The organism is Halorussus sp. MSC15.2 (assembly GCF_010747475.1).
In the GTDB taxonomy this organism is placed as follows: Archaea; Halobacteriota; Halobacteria; order Halobacteriales; family Haladaptataceae; genus Halorussus.
The window spans coordinates 35,963-52,321 of record NZ_VSLZ01000006.1 but is presented as its reverse complement, the minus strand read 5'-3'; the positions used below and the strand labels follow the sequence as shown (position 1 = coordinate 52,321).

14 protein-coding genes are annotated in these 16,359 nt (G+C 61.8%); 9 read left to right on the top strand and 5 right to left on the bottom strand.

Annotation, left to right across the window (positions count from 1 at the left end; all coding sequences use genetic code 11):
• Window positions 1-161 precede the first annotated feature (161 nt).
• From FXF75_RS18365 to FXF75_RS18345, 5 genes are all read left to right on the top strand, one after another.
• Entirely contained in the window at window positions 162-1,223 is a 1,062-nt protein-coding gene (locus FXF75_RS18365) for a DUF3179 domain-containing protein (protein WP_163523328.1), read from the top strand.
• Window positions 1,224-1,329: 106 nt separating this feature from the next.
• Window positions 1,330-1,833, top strand: coding sequence for a hypothetical protein (locus FXF75_RS18360; RefSeq protein ID WP_205427864.1), 504 nt, complete (start codon window positions 1,330-1,332; stop codon window positions 1,831-1,833).
• A gap of 241 nt (window positions 1,834-2,074) precedes the next feature.
• On the top strand, window positions 2,075-4,063 hold the full coding sequence (locus tag FXF75_RS18355; protein ID WP_163523326.1) for a plastocyanin/azurin family copper-binding protein: 1,989 nt from the start codon (window positions 2,075-2,077) through the stop codon (window positions 4,061-4,063).
• Between the two features lie 70 nt (window positions 4,064-4,133).
• Window positions 4,134-4,643: a cupin domain-containing protein gene (locus FXF75_RS18350; RefSeq protein WP_163523324.1), complete on the top strand. Its 510-nt coding sequence runs from the start codon at window positions 4,134-4,136 to the stop codon at window positions 4,641-4,643.
• Between the two features lie 161 nt (window positions 4,644-4,804).
• Window positions 4,805-5,839 carry an NAD(P)/FAD-dependent oxidoreductase gene (locus FXF75_RS18345; protein ID WP_163523323.1) on the top strand — a complete coding sequence of 345 codons (1,035 nt, stop codon included), beginning with the start codon at window positions 4,805-4,807 and terminating at the stop codon, window positions 5,837-5,839.
• A gap of 191 nt (window positions 5,840-6,030) precedes the next feature.
• On the opposite strand, the gene FXF75_RS22815 is transcribed toward FXF75_RS18345, so the two are convergent.
• Genes FXF75_RS22815 through FXF75_RS18335 form a run of 3 tightly spaced genes read right to left on the bottom strand, consistent with a single transcriptional unit; the run spans window position 6,031 to window position 8,046 of the window.
• Window positions 6,031-7,410 (bottom strand): glycoside hydrolase family 15 protein, encoded by a 1,380-nt coding sequence (locus FXF75_RS22815; protein WP_309221860.1) that lies wholly within the window; start codon window positions 7,408-7,410, stop codon window positions 6,031-6,033.
• 26 nt (window positions 7,411-7,436) lie between these two features.
• Window positions 7,437-7,904 (bottom strand): trehalase-like domain-containing protein, encoded by a 468-nt coding sequence (locus tag FXF75_RS22810; RefSeq protein WP_240334771.1) that lies wholly within the window; start codon window positions 7,902-7,904, stop codon window positions 7,437-7,439.
• A 4-nt stretch (window positions 7,905-7,908) separates the two neighbouring features.
• The gene (locus tag FXF75_RS18335) at window positions 7,909-8,046 is read right to left on the bottom strand and encodes a hypothetical protein (RefSeq protein ID WP_163523321.1); all 138 of its coding nucleotides are present in this window, start codon (window positions 8,044-8,046) and stop codon (window positions 7,909-7,911) included.
• Window positions 8,047-8,280: 234 nt separating this feature from the next.
• Between FXF75_RS18335 and FXF75_RS23200 the strand changes: the two genes are divergently transcribed.
• The 3 genes from FXF75_RS23200 to FXF75_RS18325 all read left to right on the top strand — a co-directional run bounded on the left by FXF75_RS23200 (window position 8,281) and on the right by FXF75_RS18325 (window position 12,468).
• Window positions 8,281-8,379, top strand: coding sequence for a C2H2-type zinc finger protein (locus tag FXF75_RS23200; protein ID WP_275897442.1), 99 nt, complete (start codon window positions 8,281-8,283; stop codon window positions 8,377-8,379).
• Window positions 8,380-8,585: 206 nt separating this feature from the next.
• The gene (locus FXF75_RS18330; protein WP_163523319.1) at window positions 8,586-11,495 is read left to right on the top strand and encodes a PQQ-dependent sugar dehydrogenase; all 2,910 of its coding nucleotides are present in this window, start codon (window positions 8,586-8,588) and stop codon (window positions 11,493-11,495) included.
• Between the two features lie 22 nt (window positions 11,496-11,517).
• Complete coding sequence (locus FXF75_RS18325; protein ID WP_163523317.1) at window positions 11,518-12,468, top strand: TIGR03557 family F420-dependent LLM class oxidoreductase; 951 nt, start codon at window positions 11,518-11,520, stop codon at window positions 12,466-12,468.
• Between the two features lie 479 nt (window positions 12,469-12,947).
• Here FXF75_RS18325 and FXF75_RS18320 read toward each other — a convergent pair whose 3' ends face one another.
• Window positions 12,948-13,841, bottom strand: a complete 894-nt coding sequence (locus FXF75_RS18320; protein WP_163523316.1) for a hypothetical protein — start codon at window positions 13,839-13,841, stop codon at window positions 12,948-12,950.
• 883 nt (window positions 13,842-14,724) lie between these two features.
• Between FXF75_RS18320 and FXF75_RS18315 the strand changes: the two genes are divergently transcribed.
• A complete protein-coding gene (locus tag FXF75_RS18315) occupies window positions 14,725-15,510 on the top strand; it encodes a hypothetical protein (RefSeq protein ID WP_163523315.1) in 786 nt (261 codons plus the stop codon).
• Between the two features lie 439 nt (window positions 15,511-15,949).
• On the opposite strand, the gene FXF75_RS18310 is transcribed toward FXF75_RS18315, so the two are convergent.
• On the bottom strand, window positions 15,950-16,348 hold the full coding sequence (locus FXF75_RS18310; protein ID WP_163523314.1) for a hypothetical protein: 399 nt from the start codon (window positions 16,346-16,348) through the stop codon (window positions 15,950-15,952).
• Between the last annotated feature and the right edge of the window lie 11 nt (window positions 16,349-16,359).

The window sequence follows — 16,359 nt, the reverse complement described above, 5'->3', positions numbered from 1 at the left end:
CTGTCTGTGCAGACGGACAGACGACTCGATAGTCGCGAGACGCCGCGAACGCGTTTCTGTCGATTCGTGGATAAACCGTCCCTGAGAGGTCACGTATCTGGCTGTGATTGAGATGGACACACCCATAGTAGTGTTAACACTCCTCGCGACCGAGTACCGATATGGTTCGCACCTCACGGCGGAGATTCCTGCTGGGAGCAGGTACTTCGCTCGCGGCCACGGTCGGAACCCGTCGTCGGACTGCGTCAGCACGACCGCGAGACGATGGGGCGGTACCGCTCGCGAGCGAGCAACTTCTGGTCGAGTACCCGCTGAAGAGACTCCGGAACGAGGTGGTGTCGGGCGGCCCGCCGAAGGACGGTATCCCGTCGATAGACGACCCGAAGTTCACCGGCGTCGCCGACGCAGACGAGCGACTCCAACCGGGCGACATCGTGTTCGGCGTCGCCCGGGGAGACGACGTCAAGGCGTACCCCCAGTACATTCTCGTCTGGCACGAGATTACGAACGACACGCTCGACGAGACTCCCGTGAGCGTCACCTACTGCCCGCTCACGGGAACCGCGATGGGGTTCGAACGCGGCGAGACGACGTTCGGCGTCTCCGGGGACCTCCTCAACAACAATCTCGTGATGTACGACCGGGCCACCGATAGCCGATGGCCGCAGATGCTGGCCACCGCCATCGAAGGTACGCACGAAGGCGAGTCGCTCCGGGAATTTCGGCTGGTCTGGACCACTTGGGAGCAGTGGAAGCGACGCCATCCGGAGACGAAGGTCCTCTCCGAGGACACCGGCTACATCCGGGATTACGGTGGTGACCCCTACGGCACGTACAATCCGCGCGGGGGCTACTACACGAGCAGTAACACGTTATTCGACCGGCTTCAGAACGACGACCGGTATCCACTGAAGAAGGTGGTCCTCGGGGCGCGAACGCCCACCGACGCGACGGCGTTCGTCAAAGACGCCTTGCGAAAACGGGGTCTCGTCGAAGGGGAACTCGGCGACTCGCCGGTCGTCGCGGTGTACGACTCCGCACTGGATACCGCGTACATCTACCGGACGCCGGACGACGCGTCGATTAACCGAAAGAATGGAGCGGTCGTGGTGAACGGGTCCACCTACTCGCCCGCGGACCTCCCGTTCGACCGGGTGTACGGGTACGATGCCATGTGGTTCGCTTGGGTGGGACTGTACCCGAGTACGGGAGTTCATGACTAGGCGGAAATCCACGGTCGAGGACCGAACGAGTCTCCACGGTCGAATCGGAGTGGCAGTGTCGCGTACCCGCTTCGCAGTTCAAACTGCCCTTCGGCGGCGCGACTCGATGGCAGTGTTCGCGGGTGTGGCGGTCGTCTACCTCGTCGCCTATCTGACCGCGGTAGGACACCTCTCGTTCGGCGGTCGCGGAATCGACCTGCTCGTCGTGGACGACCCCCTGTCGCGGGCCTTCGAACCCATCGGCTACGGGCAGTTCGAACCTATCGCCCGACTCGAACTTCCCGTCGCCACCTTCCTGTTCTCCCCGGTGAACACGCTCGTCGGTCTCGGACTCGCGGGGTTAGTCGGGTTGAACCTCGCGCTCACGTACCTCGCGTGGCGGCAACCACAGGCCTGCGGGTTCGCGTCCTCTTCGACCGGTGCCCTCGCGGGACTGCCGGCGTTACTGTCCGGGGCAGCGTGTTGCGGCCCAGTAGTGCTCATCGTCCTCGGTGTACAGGCGTCCGGAGTACTGTTGACCGTGTTCGACGTCTTGCTCCCCGTCGCTGCGGTCCTCCTCGTCGGAAGCCTCCTGTGGGTCGGCCGGAAGATAGACCCGTCGTCGGTGTAGCAGCGTCCGTCCGACGGGATTCTGTCACTATCCGTCCATCCACCGCTGACTCTACCTTCGAGGGTCTCCCGAGACGCCCCGAGAACCGATTCACCGGATGGCGGCTACGTCCGGTCGTGCGTCTCGGGGACACAGGCGGGGGTGACTTATTCGCGCGAAGGTCGTCCCGTGTACACTGTCCGAACGGTCGTACTGCCGGCGGTCGCACCGTTCGACGCGACAGCTATATTCACGAGAGACCATGAATCACGACCACTCATCCGACGGGGAGGGGAGTGCTATTCGGCGGCGAGCGATGCTGAAACTCGCGGCGGGAGTCGCAGGGGCCGGTGTTCTCGGCAATGTCGCTACCGCAGAGTCCACGACGTACCGACTCGGAGCGAAGATATCGGGATGGCAGGGCCGTCAACCGGCGGCCGTACAGGGCCAGACCAACCCGACGCTGACACTCGAACCGGGAACCGAGTACGAAGTCGTCTGGGAGAACCTCGACGGCGCGCCCCACAACTTCACCATCACGGACCAGAACGGCAACAACGTCGTGAGCACGGAAACGATGTCGAATCAGGGGGAGACCCGCTCGCTCACGTTCACCGCGTCCGAGGCGATGTCCCAGTACGTCTGCACGGTCCATCCTTCGACCATGGTCGGCGATATCCGAACCGGGGGCGGGACCACGAAAACCACGCAGGCCGCACAGCAAGCGGCGTACGATTGGCGAGAAGCGACGTGGGACTCCTACTGGTACTCGCTGTACAACATGAACACCACCATCGCGGTGAGCGGCGTGGGGGTGCTGTTCCCGCACAACGAGCAGCAGCAGAAGCTGTTCACGAAGCGACTGAAGGGCATCTTGAAGAACTCGGACGTGGACCGCCCGCCCATCAAGAACCCGAACCTGAACGTCGCCCCGTTCACCGAAGGCGACCCGCACTTCACGCAGAAGCCGGTCGCACCGTTCAGCGCGAACGTCGAGCGCATCCACGCCGACACGATGGCGTGGGACCGGTCGGAGATGTCCGGCGTCGTGAGTCCGGCGTCGGTCGCGTGGACCCACCTCAAGGGGGTGACGTGGGCGAAGAACTTTCAGGCGCACTTCGACGTGCTGCCGTCCGACATGGCACCGAAGTTCCGCGCGCAACTGCTCGCGACGGTGGCACAACTCGCCATCAAGACCACGCTCGTCGACGGCGGCCCGGACGGGAACGGTGCGCTCACGAAAGGTGACGACAGCCTCCTGCTCGTCTCGGGGTTCAATCCGAAGCAGGGGACGGTCGTGGACGACACGGCGCGGCCGACCCAGCACGCCGCGATGTTGTGGTTCCTCTCGGACATGACCAGTCTCGCCAACGGCGGCTGGTACGGCTACGTCAACCCCGAACCCCTCATCCCGGCACGGAAAATCCAGCAACTCACGGACGGTGTGGCGAAGACGACGATGAAGGCGTTCCCGCCCGAGAAGATTCTGGAGATGGGAACGACTCGGGACCTCGGCGTGATGCTGGGCGCGGTCGGCTGGTACGGCACCCACGCAGGGAGTGAACGACTCCGGTCGCGCGCGGTGGAGTACGCGAACGCGCTGGCGAGCGCGGTCGAGGAGCGAACCGCGAGTAGCGGGACGGTTCGGTCCGAGTCGAAGAACCAAGCCGCGACGCAGGGCGTCGTCGGACAGGGCCTGCTCTGGGCGTCACAGCTACCGAACGTAACCCACGAGGAGACGGCTCGCTCTGTCCTCACGTACCTACTGCAGGACCTCTGGGACGACGACGCCGGGACGTTCGCGGACGGCACCGGTGACGGAGCCTACACTATCACCGCGCGGGACGCAGGGGATATCACCGGCGGTGTCAACGCCGCGGACGCCGTGCTCGGTATCGAGGGTGCACAGCAGAAGTACGCGAGCTTCTACAATCAGACGTTCAACCGCGGGCGACTCCAGCGCGCCGAGCGCCCGCCGTCCCGGAACGAGGACGCCGAGTTCACTCTCCCGCTCCCGCAGAACGCCGGCGGGGAGTTCGGGCAGGCCGCGGTGTACAACACCGAGGTCACCTACGACACCGCCGCCGACGAGTGGTCGGTGTCGAACGACCGATTCACCACGGCCCAAGCGCTCTATACGGCGAACCAAGACATCTGGATTGGCCAGTGGGCCGGCGACTTCTTCGAGGGCCGAGGTGTCCCGGGGACGAACGACTCCCCGCCGGGCCAGCAACAGACGACCACCGAGTAACGAGGTCCGACTGAGACGTCTCGTTCCGTCACCCCGTTCTTCTTTTACCCCCACCCGAATCACGGGACGTATGGAGAAAGTCCGCATCGAGGACGTCGAGAACGCAGTCCAACCGGCCGCCGTGATGCGCCACCTGACGGAACCGCTGGGAGCGACCGACTTCGCGATGAACTACTACGAACTCGAACCGGGGGATAGCTTCGCTTTCGCGTATCACCGACACGAGGTGCAAGAGGAGGTGTTCTACGTCCAATCGGGTACCGCGACCTTCGAGACGGAAGACGGTGACGTCGAGGTCGACTCCGGCGAAATCGTTCGGTTTCCGCCCGGGGAGTTCCAACGCGGATGGAACCGCGGAGACGAGCGGGTGATAGCGTTCGCCTTCGGTGCTCCGTTGGAGTACGGCGAACAGGTGAAACTCCGCGACTGCCCCGACTGCGGTGAGGCGACAGACCAGGAATTAGAGCGGCGTTCGGACGACGATGCGTCGAGCGGAGATATCGTCGTCGCGGTATGCAAGGAGTGTGGGACCGAGACTGGCGAGTGGTCCGAGGGGTCGATGCCGGGGCAGGTTCCGTAAGGTTCCACTCTCTCGTCTTTCACCTAGTCCGACTGACCGGTTCGTTACCATCGTCCGGCCGTGTCGTTACTCCGTTTCCGTTTGGTAAGCCGCTTACCTCTCGCTTAGCCAATACTTATGGGTAACCAAAGGTAATGTAGTAACAGAAGGTGACTCACGAGATGACCACTAAAGCAGACGACACGGACACCGACTCCGAGTACGACGTCGTCGTCATCGGCGGCGGGCCTGCGGGACTGACCTCGGCACTGTACACGACCCGTCTCGGTCACGACACGGCGGTGTTCGACCGCGGTGGCGGCCGCGCTGCGATGATGCAGGACACGCACAACGTCCTCGGAATTCCCGAATCCGTCTCCGGCAACGAACTCCTCGAATCGGCAATCGACCAGTTGGAGGGCTACGGAGCGGAGTACAGGCAAGCGTTCGTCACGGCCGTCGAACATGCGGCAGAGGTGTCCAGAAAGTTCCGCCTCGAAACGACCGCTGGCACGGCGTTTACCGACCGCGTCGTCCTCGCGACTGGACTTACCGATGGACGGCCCGAACCCCCACTCCCTCGCACCGGCCGGGGTCTCCATTACTGCCTCCACTGCGACGCCTACATGTTCGTCGACGAGTCGGTGTACGTGATGGGTCACGGCGAAAGCGCCGCCCACGTCGCGATGATAATGCTCAATTTCACCGACGACGTCGATTTGTTGTTACGCGACGCCGAACCCGAGTGGAGCGACGAGACCGACAGGCAACTTCGCGCTCACCCGGTCGATATCGTCGAAGCGGAGGTCGTCGGCGTGAACAACGACAGTGACGGGTGGTTAGAGAGCCTCGAGTTCGCCGACGGGTCTCGGCGCGAGTACACCGGCGGGTTCGCCATGTACGGTGCGGACTACAACAACGAACTGGCCGAGAGTCTCGGCGTCGAACTGGACACCGACGGCGCGGTCCTCGTCGACGACCACGGGCGTACGAACGTCGAGGGCGTGCACGCAGTCGGCGATATCACGCCCGGCCACAACCAGATTCCGGTGGCCATGGGACAGGGTGCGAGAGCGGGTCTCGCCATCCACAAGGACCTCCGGACGTACCCCAAGTCGTTGTCGGAGTTAGAGGGCGAAATCGACTCGGCCGACGTTCCGGCACTCTCTGACGCCCTCCGAAGTCACGCCAACGAACGCGCTCGTGCGGACGACTGACCGCCACGGCTTCCGGCGAGCGTCGGTCGGAGTCCGCATATCGTCGCCGACCCGCAAGACGGGTCATCGTTCTCGACTCCGTTCGGTCCTAGCGGCACTCCCAGTCATCAGTGCCTCCCAGAGCAGTCTGTGTTTCTTGCATCGTCGTCCAACGAGTTACGTCCCCGAACATCGGTGAACGGTCATCTTTCTCACTCCGTATTCCCGAGCGAGATACCGTCTCCCAATCTCATCCCCATCGGCTTCGTCGTCGATTCCCCGCCATCCTTCGCGTGAGCCAGATAGAGGGCGCTGTTGATGAGACCGATGTGGGAGAACCCCTGCGGGAAATTACCGAGATGTGAACCGCTTTCGGGGTCGATTTCCTCGGCGAGTAGTCCGACGTGGTTGACGTACCCCGAGAGCGAGGTGAACAGGTCCTCGGCCTCCTGAATGCGACCGGAAAGGGCTAGCGCGTTGACCAGCCAGAACGAACACCAGAGGAACGCACCTTCCTCGCCCGGGAGTCCATCGTCACCGTCGTACCGTTTGACGAGTCCGTCATCGGAGGCCAACCGAGCCTGTATCGCATCGATGGTATTCTGGACCCGGTCGTCGTCGACCGGGAGAAATCCGACGACGGGGACGAGAAGCCCGGCCGCGTCGAGGGTGTCGTCGTCGCCGAACGCTTGGAGAAAGTACCCGTTCTCTTCGTCGTACCCCTTCTCTAGAGTTGTGGATTTGATTCGGTCACGGACGTCGCTCCACCGGTCCGTCGGCGCGTCGAAACCGTTCTCCTCGGCCATCGCGATGCCGCGGTCGAGCGCGACCCAGCACATCACCTTCGAGAAGACGAAGTGTTTCGGACCGTCGCGGACCTCCCAGATACCGGCGTCTCTCTCGTCCCAGACGTCGCAGACGTACTCGACGATACCGCGAAGGGCCTCCCAGTCGTCCTCGGAGACGATATCTGCGAACCGCGTGGTCTCGGAGACCGCGAGAATCAGTTCGCCGTAGGTATCGAGTTGACGCTGGTCGGCGGCCCCGTTCCCTATCCGAACCGGCTTCGACCCCCGATAGCCGTCGAGGTGGTCGAGTTCCTCCTCGGTCAGTTCGGTCTCGCCGTGAAGTCCGTACAGCGGTTGTATCTCGGCGGGTTCGCCGGCGTGACACCGTTCCAGAAACCAGTTGACGTAGCGCATCGCTTCGTAGGTGTGGCCGAGGTTGGCCAACGCTTGTACCGTGAACGCCGCGTCTCGAATCCAATTGTACCGGTAGTCCCAGTTTCGCACGCCGCCGACGTCCTCCGGAAGCGAGGTCGTCGGCGCGGCGCAGATGGCACCGGTCTCCTCGTGAGTGAGAAGTTTGAGCGCCAGTCCCGACCGAACTGCGAGGTCGTGCCACGCGCCTTCGAAGATGCACTCCGCGATGTCGCAGGTGTGGACCCAGTCGTGCCAGAACTCGACCGTGTTCTCCTGTACTTGGTCGGGAGGGACGTAACTCGCCTCCGCGTCCGGGTCGTACCGCGTAACGAACCAGTAAGCGTCCGCCGGGGTGAGAGACGCCGTTGCAGTGGCTTCGGCGTCCTCCACTTCGAAATCCAGCGACGACGAGAGCGTTACTCGGTCGTCGTCTCGCCAGCGGTTGCGATAACACTCTCGTCTCGGGCGGTTATCGTCGTTTCCGCTCGACCGTAATCGAACTGGGGTCGGAACGCCATGTCGATAGGGACCGTCCCGTCACGACCCTCCACTTTCCGATAGAGCGCGCGCTCGCCGTCTGCACCGATATCACCTTTCGTGGGGACCATGAAGTCCGTGAGTCGTATCTCGCCCCGCCCGGTCGTGAACGTCGTCTGCAGGACGTTCGTCCGGTCGATGTAGGCCTGCTCGGCGTCGAACTCCTCCTCTTCCGGGGCGACCGTGAAGTGACCGCCTCGTTCGGCGTCGAGAATACCAGCGAAGACGGAGGGCGATTCGACGCCGGGAAACGGACACCAGTCGACGGTTCCGTCGAGACTGACGAGCGCGCACGTCTTGAGGTCGCCGACGAGACCGTGGTCCTCGATGGGTGGATACTCGTTCATCTCCTTACTCCGAGACGGCTTCGATAGCTCCCTGCACGACTTCGCTCAGTGCGGGATGGCTGTGAATCGTCTCCGCGACGCCGGCCCGATGCAACGGCGTCTTCGACTGGTCGCAACCGCGGGTCAGGCACGTCCCGCTCATCGGTCTCCTCTCGACGAGACCTACGTCCCGTCCGCGTCGTGTCGCGGCCGTAGCGAGATTACTCCCCGCTCCCCCACCGATAACTAGCAAGTCGTAGTCGGTCATTGACTCTCCGAACAGGGTACGAGAGGGTCTCGTAAAAAACGTGCCGCGGTCGTTCGAAATGCTTGCACTCTCGATTCAGAAGCCGTCTGCCACTACTATTAAGCATTCAAGTATGGTACGCGGTCGCGCATGGCAGACGAATACGAGTGCGACTTGTGCGGTGCAACGTTCGACGACCAAGAAGAACTCGAAGAACACGCACGCGAGGAACACGGCAAGGAGATGTGAATCAGTTCGGACGCTACGGTGCCGACCTGATTCGCCACGTACTCGACACGGTACCGTGGTATCACTCATCGACTGGGAACGTTAGTGGTCTGATTATTTCCTGAAGCTGTCGTCGGTAGAACGGTCAGAATCCAACCAAATTCCTCCCGATAGTGGCCAAAGCATTAATCGTCAGATGCTGGCGTACTTCGTGGAGGGTGGGGAACGTGGCAACAGACGAATCAAACTCCGAGAGCGGACCTATCAGTTCACAGTCGCCCGAAATCGGGCTTCGAAAGGTCGCCGAAGGCTCGTTCGCACCGACCGACTTCGCGGTCGCACCGGGGGAGACGACGCGGAAGTACGTCCTCGACCAGCCCGGTGTCGTCCGCGTGTTAAAGGACGGCGATTTGCGGGACGAGCCATTTTTGGACATCCGTGACCGCGTCGTCGAGTTGTACTACGGGCACGACGAGCGGGGCCTTCTGGGCATCGCGTTTCACCCGGACTACGACCAGAATCGGAAGTTCTACGTCCGGTACAGTGCGCCGCCCCAAGAGCGGACGCCCGAGGGCTGGAACCACACCGGGATGCTCTCGGAGTTCCGAGCGACCGAGAACGGTGAGCGCGCGGACGCCGAGTCGGAACGACTCGTCATGCGGATGCCCCATCCCGGCGCGCACCACAACGCGGGTCAAATCGCGTTCGGCCCGGACGGATATCTGTACGTGGGGATGGGCGACGGCGGTAACACCGGAGATACGGGCAAAGGCCACGTCGAAGGCGGGAACGGCCAAGACATCACCGAGAGCGGGATGGGGAGTATCATGCGCATCGACGTCGACGGCCAAGAAGGGACCAATCCGTACGCGATTCCGGACGACAATCCGCTGGTCGGCGAGGACGGAATCGACGAACTGTACGCGTGGGGGTTGCGAAACCCGTGGCGGCTATCGTTCGACAGCGAGGGCCGTCTGTTCGTCGCCGACGTAGGTGAACACCTCTTCGAGTGGGTGAACCTCGTCGAGAAGGGCAAGAACTACGGCTGGAACGTCAAGGAGGGGAGCCACTGCTTCGACCCGGAGAACCAGTGGCGTCCGGCGGACGACTGTCCGGACGTGAACGACCGCGGTGAGGAACTCGTCGACCCTATCGTCGAGTATCCCCACATCGAGGGTGTCACGGAGGTCGGTGCGTTCGTCGGGTCGGCAGTCACCGGTGGCTACGTCTACGAGGGCGACGACCTCCCCGAACTTCAGGGAAGCTACGTCTTCGGCGACCTGAGCAAGAAGTACGACGCGCCGCGGGCGCGACTGTTCGCCGCAACAGCCTCGGACGACGGAAGCGACCGGTGGGAGCTGCAATCGGTCGATATTGAGGGACTGGAAGCGAACGTCCTCGACGGCTACCTCTTCACGCTGGGGCGCGACCACGACGGTGAACTGTACGTCCTCACGAGTCGCACGCTCAATACGCAGAAGAAACGCGAGGGAACTATCTACAAAGTAGTGCCGCCCGAGGAGAGCGAGGTGTCCAGCCTGCGGTACGATTGGTTCGACGCCACCAACGACGCCTACTGGTACTCGCTGTTCAACATGAACAGCATCTTCCAGATGAGCGGGAACGGCATCCGGTTCCCGCTGCACGAAGCGCAGTTCGACTCGCTGCCCCAGAAGATGAAGGCGAGGATGAAGGGAATGATGCAGCGGGCGATGCTCGCGAAGCGGAAGAGAGGGATTCTGAAGAACACACCTCGGGCGGACGAACTCCCGACGAAGAACCCCCACATCAACGTCGCGCCGTTCACGACCGGCGACCCCCACTTCCAGAAGGAACCGAAGATTCCACTCCGCATCCGGAATCGCGGCCGATACCGGCCCGACGCGAGTACCACGCAGTGGGATACGGACCAGTCGTCGCAGGTGATAAGCCCGGCATCGTTGGGATGGACCCACCTCAAGGGTGTCACGTGGGCGAAGAGCTTCGAGCACGAGTTCAACCTCGCCCCGGTCGCGTCGAAGGACCGGCCGCAGTTCCTCGGGACCGCCACCCAGATGGGAATCAAGTACGCGCTCCAGAACGGACACCTGCGCAAGAACCCCGACGACGAAGACGACATGCGACTCGTCGGCACGTACCGACCTGCGACTGACGAAGTCGTCGACGAAACGGCCAGTCCGGAGGACTACGCCGCGATGCTGTGGTTCCTCTCTGACATGGCGAGTTACGCGGAGAACGGCTGGTATGGCTACGAGAATCCGAGTCCGCTAATCGAGGTCGGCGAGATACGGCGACTGACCGACCGCATGGCGGACGCGACGTTCGAGGAGTATCCGCCGGAGCGGATTCTGGACGCTGGCACCGCGCGCGACCTCGGGGTGATGCTCGGGGCGACCGGGTGGTACGGGACCCACGCCGGGAACGCGGAGATGGAGACCAAAGCGAGTGACTACGCGAACGACCTCGCCGACGTCGTCGAGTCGAACCTCGCTGGGGACGGCCGTGTCGAGACTGATTCGTCCCATCAGGCCGCGACGCAGGGCGTCGTCGGGCAGGGCCTGCTGTGGGCGTCCCAAATCGACGGGGTCGGACGGAGCGACGCCGCGGAGTCCGCGCTGTCGTACCTGCTCGAGGAGTTGTGGGACGAGGCGGCCGGGACGTTCGCGACCGAACGAGGCGCGACCACGTACACGGTCACGCCGCGACACGCCGGCGATATCACCGGCGGACTCAACGCCGCCGACGCCGTCCTCGGTCTCGACGGCGTGAAGCAAAAGTTCGCGACCCACTTCAACAACACCTTCAATCGCGGGCGACTCCAGCGCTCGACCCGGTGGCAAGCCTACCGACCAGAGGGTGAGTACCCGCTCCCGCTCTCCCCGGACGCGGAGGGCGAGTACGGACAGGCCGCGGTCTACAACGCGGAAGTAGAGTACGACACCGAGACCGACAAGTGGCGGGTCACCGACGACTCGTTCGACACCGCGGGCGCGCTCTACCTCTCGAATCAGGACCTCTGGATTTCTATCTGGGGCGGCGAGGAGTTCCCCGGACGGGGCGTTCCGGGACGCACCGACCGACTCGAACGGTGGGAACAGACCCGAGTGGAGGGATACACTCCTCCCCAAAGCGAGTGATGCAATTCGAGTGTGAGACCACATGACCGAGTTCGGTATCAACCTCGCAAGCGAGACGCACGGCCCGGAGGAACTGACCGAGTACGCCCGCCGCGCCGAGGACGCGAGTTTCGATTTCGCCGTCGTCTCGGACCACTACCACCCGTGGATACGCAAGCAGGGTAACAGTCCGTTCGTCTGGGGGACCATCGGCGCAATATCAGAACGGACCGAGGAGTTGGAACTGGGTACCGCGGTCACCTGTCCGACGATGCGAGTCCATCCGGCAATCGTCGCGCAGGCGGCGGCCACCGCGCAGGTCCAGATGGACGGGCGATTCTTCCTCGGCGTCGGAACCGGGGAACGACTTAACGAACACATTCTGGGCGACCGGTGGCCGCCCCACAGCGTCCGACTGGAGATGCTCGAAGAAGCCGTCGGCGTAATTCGAGACCTCTGGTCCGGCGAGATGGTCACCCATCACGGCGACCACTACACCGTGGAGAACGCGCAGGTGTTCACGCTTCCCGACGAACGCCCGCCGATACACGTGTCCGGATTGGGGCCGAAGGCCGCGAAGGCGGCGGGCCGAATCGGCGACGGCTACGTCGCCACCTCGCCCAAGGAGGAACTGGTGAATCGGTTCGAGGAGGGCGGGGGAGCGGGACCCAAGTACGGCGGGATGATGGTGAGTTACGCCGAGTCTGACGAGGAGGGCGTGACGAACGCCCACGAGTGGTGGCCGAACGCGGGTCTCAAGGGCGGCGGACAGGAACTCCCGACGCCGAAACACTTCGAGGACACCGTCCAGAACGTCACCGAAGACGACATCGCGGAGGCGGTCGTCACCGGTCCTGACCCGCAACCATACATCGACAAGGTGCAGAAGTACGTCGACGCCGGTTTCGACCACGTCTACTTCCAGCAGACCGGTCCGAATCAGGAGGCGGCCATCGAGTTCTTCCAAGAGGAAGTGGTTCCGGAGTTCTCGTAGCAGGGTGTTTCCATCCGTCCTATGCACCGTTTCAGCTTCCCCGCCTCACATTCTTCGCGTGCTTACAAGCCTACAAACGAATCTGGCGAAATTCTGAATCGAAGGGTCAAAATCGGTTGCTGAAACAAACTGAGTTGGCTTAGCGGAGGAAAATAAAATAGATAATAGGGGCGGGGGAATTCGCGAAATTCGTACTGTACACCAAGACGGTCGGTAGCAACCAGTCAAGTACGATACTGACGACGATGGGCTGACCAACCGTCAAGAGTGGCTGTACGAAACCTCTCCGAAGAAGAGCGACAGCGACGGCGACGGACACCTCGACAGGCGGGAGCGGGCGGTCGGCGTCGAGACTCGGATTGTCCGATTCAGGAGTCTCGTCCAACCCGAATCGCGATTAATAGTGCCACGGTAGGTGCCTGAAGACGAGAACCGCAACAGGGCCGGATGTCCCTCTCTATGTCGACGTACCGCTGTTCTCACATCTGCCAACGGTTCGAAGGTCGAACTGTCTCCGCGGCCCACGCACCGAGTTGCTCTCGCTCTGCTGCTGTGAGATATAGGTAATCGGAGCGAGGACCGTCCCGAAGTACCAGGGGGTCACCTCGCTCGTCACGACAACGGACGTAGTGGATGCCGTCCCCCCACGCAGCTTGCAACGCTTGGAGTATGTCCTGTGAGGCAGTGACCTCTCCGGAGATGACGATCTCGTCTTGCGTCGCTCCTGCTAATTGTAGCGCCTCCAGTGCATCAGGAGCTGTCTGTCGGAGTACCGCAGTGAGTCCACAGAGTGAGACCGAGGACGGCAATCGATTCAGCCGCAAGAGATCGCTCCACAGCGAGGAGACCGCCGAGGCCCGATTTGATTCCTCCCCATACATAGCGTATTCCGTCAGGTCCGTCCCAGATGCCGGATTCGTTCCGTTCTCCGCACGAATCGCATCGCACTCACTACTGACCGGGAACAGTCGTGCGAGTTGGTCGGGCGACGCTGCGTCATCGAGGCGTCGATACTCCGGGACGTCGAGGTATACCGAGTCGGCGTCGCTGTCCACTCGTGCAAATACTGGGTCCCCTTTTTTATCTCGGAACTCCGCGACTAACAACGAGTCAGATAATAGTGCCACGACAGCATTCTGCACCGCTGGCGTCGCAGTGAGGTCACCTCGGAGCGTATCATCGTCGACTGTCGCGCCCGCCTCGACGAGGACGTCTACCGCCTCAGAGTCGACGTACTCAGAGAGCAGCGAGTAGATTCCCATAACCTCTACCGTTTCTACCTCGCGCTGTGTCGTCCGCAGTACATTCTGCGCTACGATTCTAACGTCGCGATGGGGTTCAGTGCCGTAGTGGCGAATCGTGAACTGTCGCATGTTGTGTTAAAAAGTTCAGAGACCAGTCTCTGTAGCCGGTTCTGTGATTGTGGAGCTATGTTTCAAACTGTTGATTTATATAATCTAGGTCACGTGTTCCAGATATACCCGAGTAGGGTAGAAGGGAGTGAGACCACGAGGAGGGCGTGACCAGTAAACGTATCTCGGCGACCGTCTCACGTAAGAATCGTTTCCTACCGCGGAGCAAGACACGAAAGAAGATGACGAGTGGCACCTACGGGCCGGAGTTGATAGAGACCGCACTGTTACCGTTGCGGCCCGGTGGGAGTTCGGGAAAGTCCTCGTCGGGAAGTTCTTCAGGTGTCTCGTCTCCGTCCTGTGTCTCGTACTTCGAGGTCACCAACACCATTATGTTGGTAGAATTTGAGCGTGAAAATGCTCCGTATTTCACAAGCGTGGTGGCTGATGGTGCGGAGCAAGGACCGATTCCGTCCGGTCCATTTTCGACAGTCTTGCCGCATCTCACGTCGGTCTGGTTCGATTCTGTCGTCCCTAATACGTTCGGTGAGAACGGACGTTTTACTTTCACCACGTTCTGTACAATTTAGGTTATAGTACTCTCGTGAGTAGCTCTGTCAGGTCCGTTAACCAAGAAACGCCGTTTCGGGGGTTCATTTTCACTTTCACTCCACTGTTGGTTAATCCTTATACGAGTGTCGCCGAAAGGTGTGGATGGCGCGAGCAACGCAGGACAGGACGCATCATCAGCCACCACTACGACGCGTTCCCTTCATCCGAGACGTCGTATCGAACTAGGAAGGGATGACGCACTAATCCGTGGGAACGACGCATGAGTCGAGAGACCCCCACGAGAAGTACGCGACGCGGACAACAAGCGACACACCGATTGCCGGTTGAAGTTATGAGTACGACCGACGACGTAGCCGACTCCGACGAGGACGTACAGCACATCGAATCAGACGCACGCACTGCCGAGCAGAACTCGCTCCGTTCCGGGTCCGATATAGAGGCCGCAGTCGCGGACCTCGCGGACCGAGTCGAGCGACTCGAAGCGGCAGTCGCCCAGAAGGACGTACGCATCGACGCGCTCGAAGACGAACTCGCGGCCGAACGCGAGGCCCGGGAGACGGCCATCCGCGACGAGCAGATACAGCGCACCCAAATCGTCCAAAACGCCAAGACCGACCTCCGCGAGGAGGTCTCGGAACTCCGTGACAGCCTCGTCGCCGAGCAGAAGACCCGAAGCAGGAGCGACGCCCTGATAGAGAAGCGCGTGACCCACCTCGAAGACGAACTCGACGCCGAGGTAGACGACGTCACCGTGTCGGGCGACAAACTGATTCGGCTTGTTCGCTGCGGTCCGGACAACGTCGTGGACCGGGTCTATCCGGTTCACGAGCGCGCTCGAGCGCTACTGATTTACGCCACTGACTGGGGATCGCTTGTCAGCGACGGTAATGGCCGCCGTCTCGTCTTCCTCGCCCCGGATGTGAGACCCTATCTGGAGGCGCGCTTCGACCGGACGTTCAGTACGAGCGAGGTCGAACGGGTGTTCTCGAAAGTGGCCGACTTCGCCGAGGACTCGCCGCGACGGGTTCGGAAGGACAAGTGCCGCGAGGGCTACCACCGCCTGCTCGTCTGGAAGCCGGACCCGCTGGTATCGGCCGCCGAAAGGATGGGGAACTGATGGCGACGCTGCCGAATAAACTGCTACCACCTGGTGGCAGCTCACGACCATCAGCCCCCTGGCAGCACTCCCGGTCGAGAAGAGTGCCGAATCACGGCAGAAAGTCGGGACTCTATCCACGGAGCGACCGGTACTCGGTCGATTCTCTGCGTATAGAGCGGTCGGTACTCAAGCTTACAGGCGGAGAGAGATACTTCGTGTTTACGGATGGAGGTGAGCCCAGAGAAACGAAGTGAATTCGAACCCACAAGTGGAGTAGCGGACGAACGAAGGGTCGAGTAGTTAGTAGTGTACTCTCCTGATCGGTGCCTGTCGGTGCTAGCGCCACCGTTTTCACCGTTCGATTTGCTACCAACAGGTGGTAGCGTTGGCTATCACCGTCCCGCCCGGATTAGTATATAAAATCAACAACTACGCGGTGTCAGGCAGTTTCACGGCGTCACCGCTCGTCGTTGGAGGGATTGCCGGTCCGGTCGTCGTACTTGAGCGTCGTGATGCGCTGGCGAAGTTCGTCGAGTTCGCCTTTTATCTCGTTCGTCCGCTCGATGTTCTCGTCGAGGAAGTCCATCATCCCCTGATCGAACTGGTTGTTACCCCCTTCGATGAGGCTCTTCAGTTGTTCGAGTTCGTCCTCGTTCTGCCGCGCGTGGTCTAACGCGTTCTCGACCCGCCGTTCTAGGGGGTCTATCTCCTCCGTCAACTGATTCTCGACGTAGGACTTAGTGGCCAGACCCACAGAGCTACGTGCGAGCCAGTAGACGAATCCGCCGATGGTGCTGAGAACGGTCGCCACGACGCCGAGGAGTTTGGTGATTCCGATTGGCCCGATGTTATCCATTGTCTAAATCA

What these genes read in the sequence shown, in the direction of transcription:
- FXF75_RS18365 (WP_163523328.1), top strand. Translation starts at nt 162, where the DNA reads ATGGTTCGCACCTCACGGCGGAGATTCCTGCTGGGAGCAGGTACTTCG.
- FXF75_RS18360 (WP_205427864.1), top strand. Translation starts at nt 1,330, where the DNA reads ATGGCAGTGTTCGCGGGTGTGGCGGTCGTCTACCTCGTCGCCTATCTG.
- FXF75_RS18355 (WP_163523326.1), top strand. Translation starts at nt 2,075, where the DNA reads ATGAATCACGACCACTCATCCGACGGGGAGGGGAGTGCTATTCGGCGG.
- FXF75_RS18350 (WP_163523324.1), top strand. Translation starts at nt 4,134, where the DNA reads ATGGAGAAAGTCCGCATCGAGGACGTCGAGAACGCAGTCCAACCGGCC.
- FXF75_RS18345 (WP_163523323.1), top strand. Translation starts at nt 4,805, where the DNA reads ATGACCACTAAAGCAGACGACACGGACACCGACTCCGAGTACGACGTC.
- FXF75_RS22810 (WP_240334771.1), bottom strand. Translation starts at nt 7,904, where the DNA reads ATGAACGAGTATCCACCCATCGAGGACCACGGTCTCGTCGGCGACCTC.
- FXF75_RS18335 (WP_163523321.1), bottom strand. Translation starts at nt 8,046, where the DNA reads ATGAGCGGGACGTGCCTGACCCGCGGTTGCGACCAGTCGAAGACGCCG.
- FXF75_RS23200 (WP_275897442.1), top strand. Translation starts at nt 8,281, where the DNA reads ATGGCAGACGAATACGAGTGCGACTTGTGCGGTGCAACGTTCGACGAC.
- FXF75_RS18325 (WP_163523317.1), top strand. Translation starts at nt 11,518, where the DNA reads ATGACCGAGTTCGGTATCAACCTCGCAAGCGAGACGCACGGCCCGGAG.
- FXF75_RS18320 (WP_163523316.1), bottom strand. Translation starts at nt 13,841, where the DNA reads ATGCGACAGTTCACGATTCGCCACTACGGCACTGAACCCCATCGCGAC.
- FXF75_RS18315 (WP_163523315.1), top strand. Translation starts at nt 14,725, where the DNA reads ATGAGTACGACCGACGACGTAGCCGACTCCGACGAGGACGTACAGCAC.
- FXF75_RS18310 (WP_163523314.1), bottom strand. Translation starts at nt 16,348, where the DNA reads ATGGATAACATCGGGCCAATCGGAATCACCAAACTCCTCGGCGTCGTG.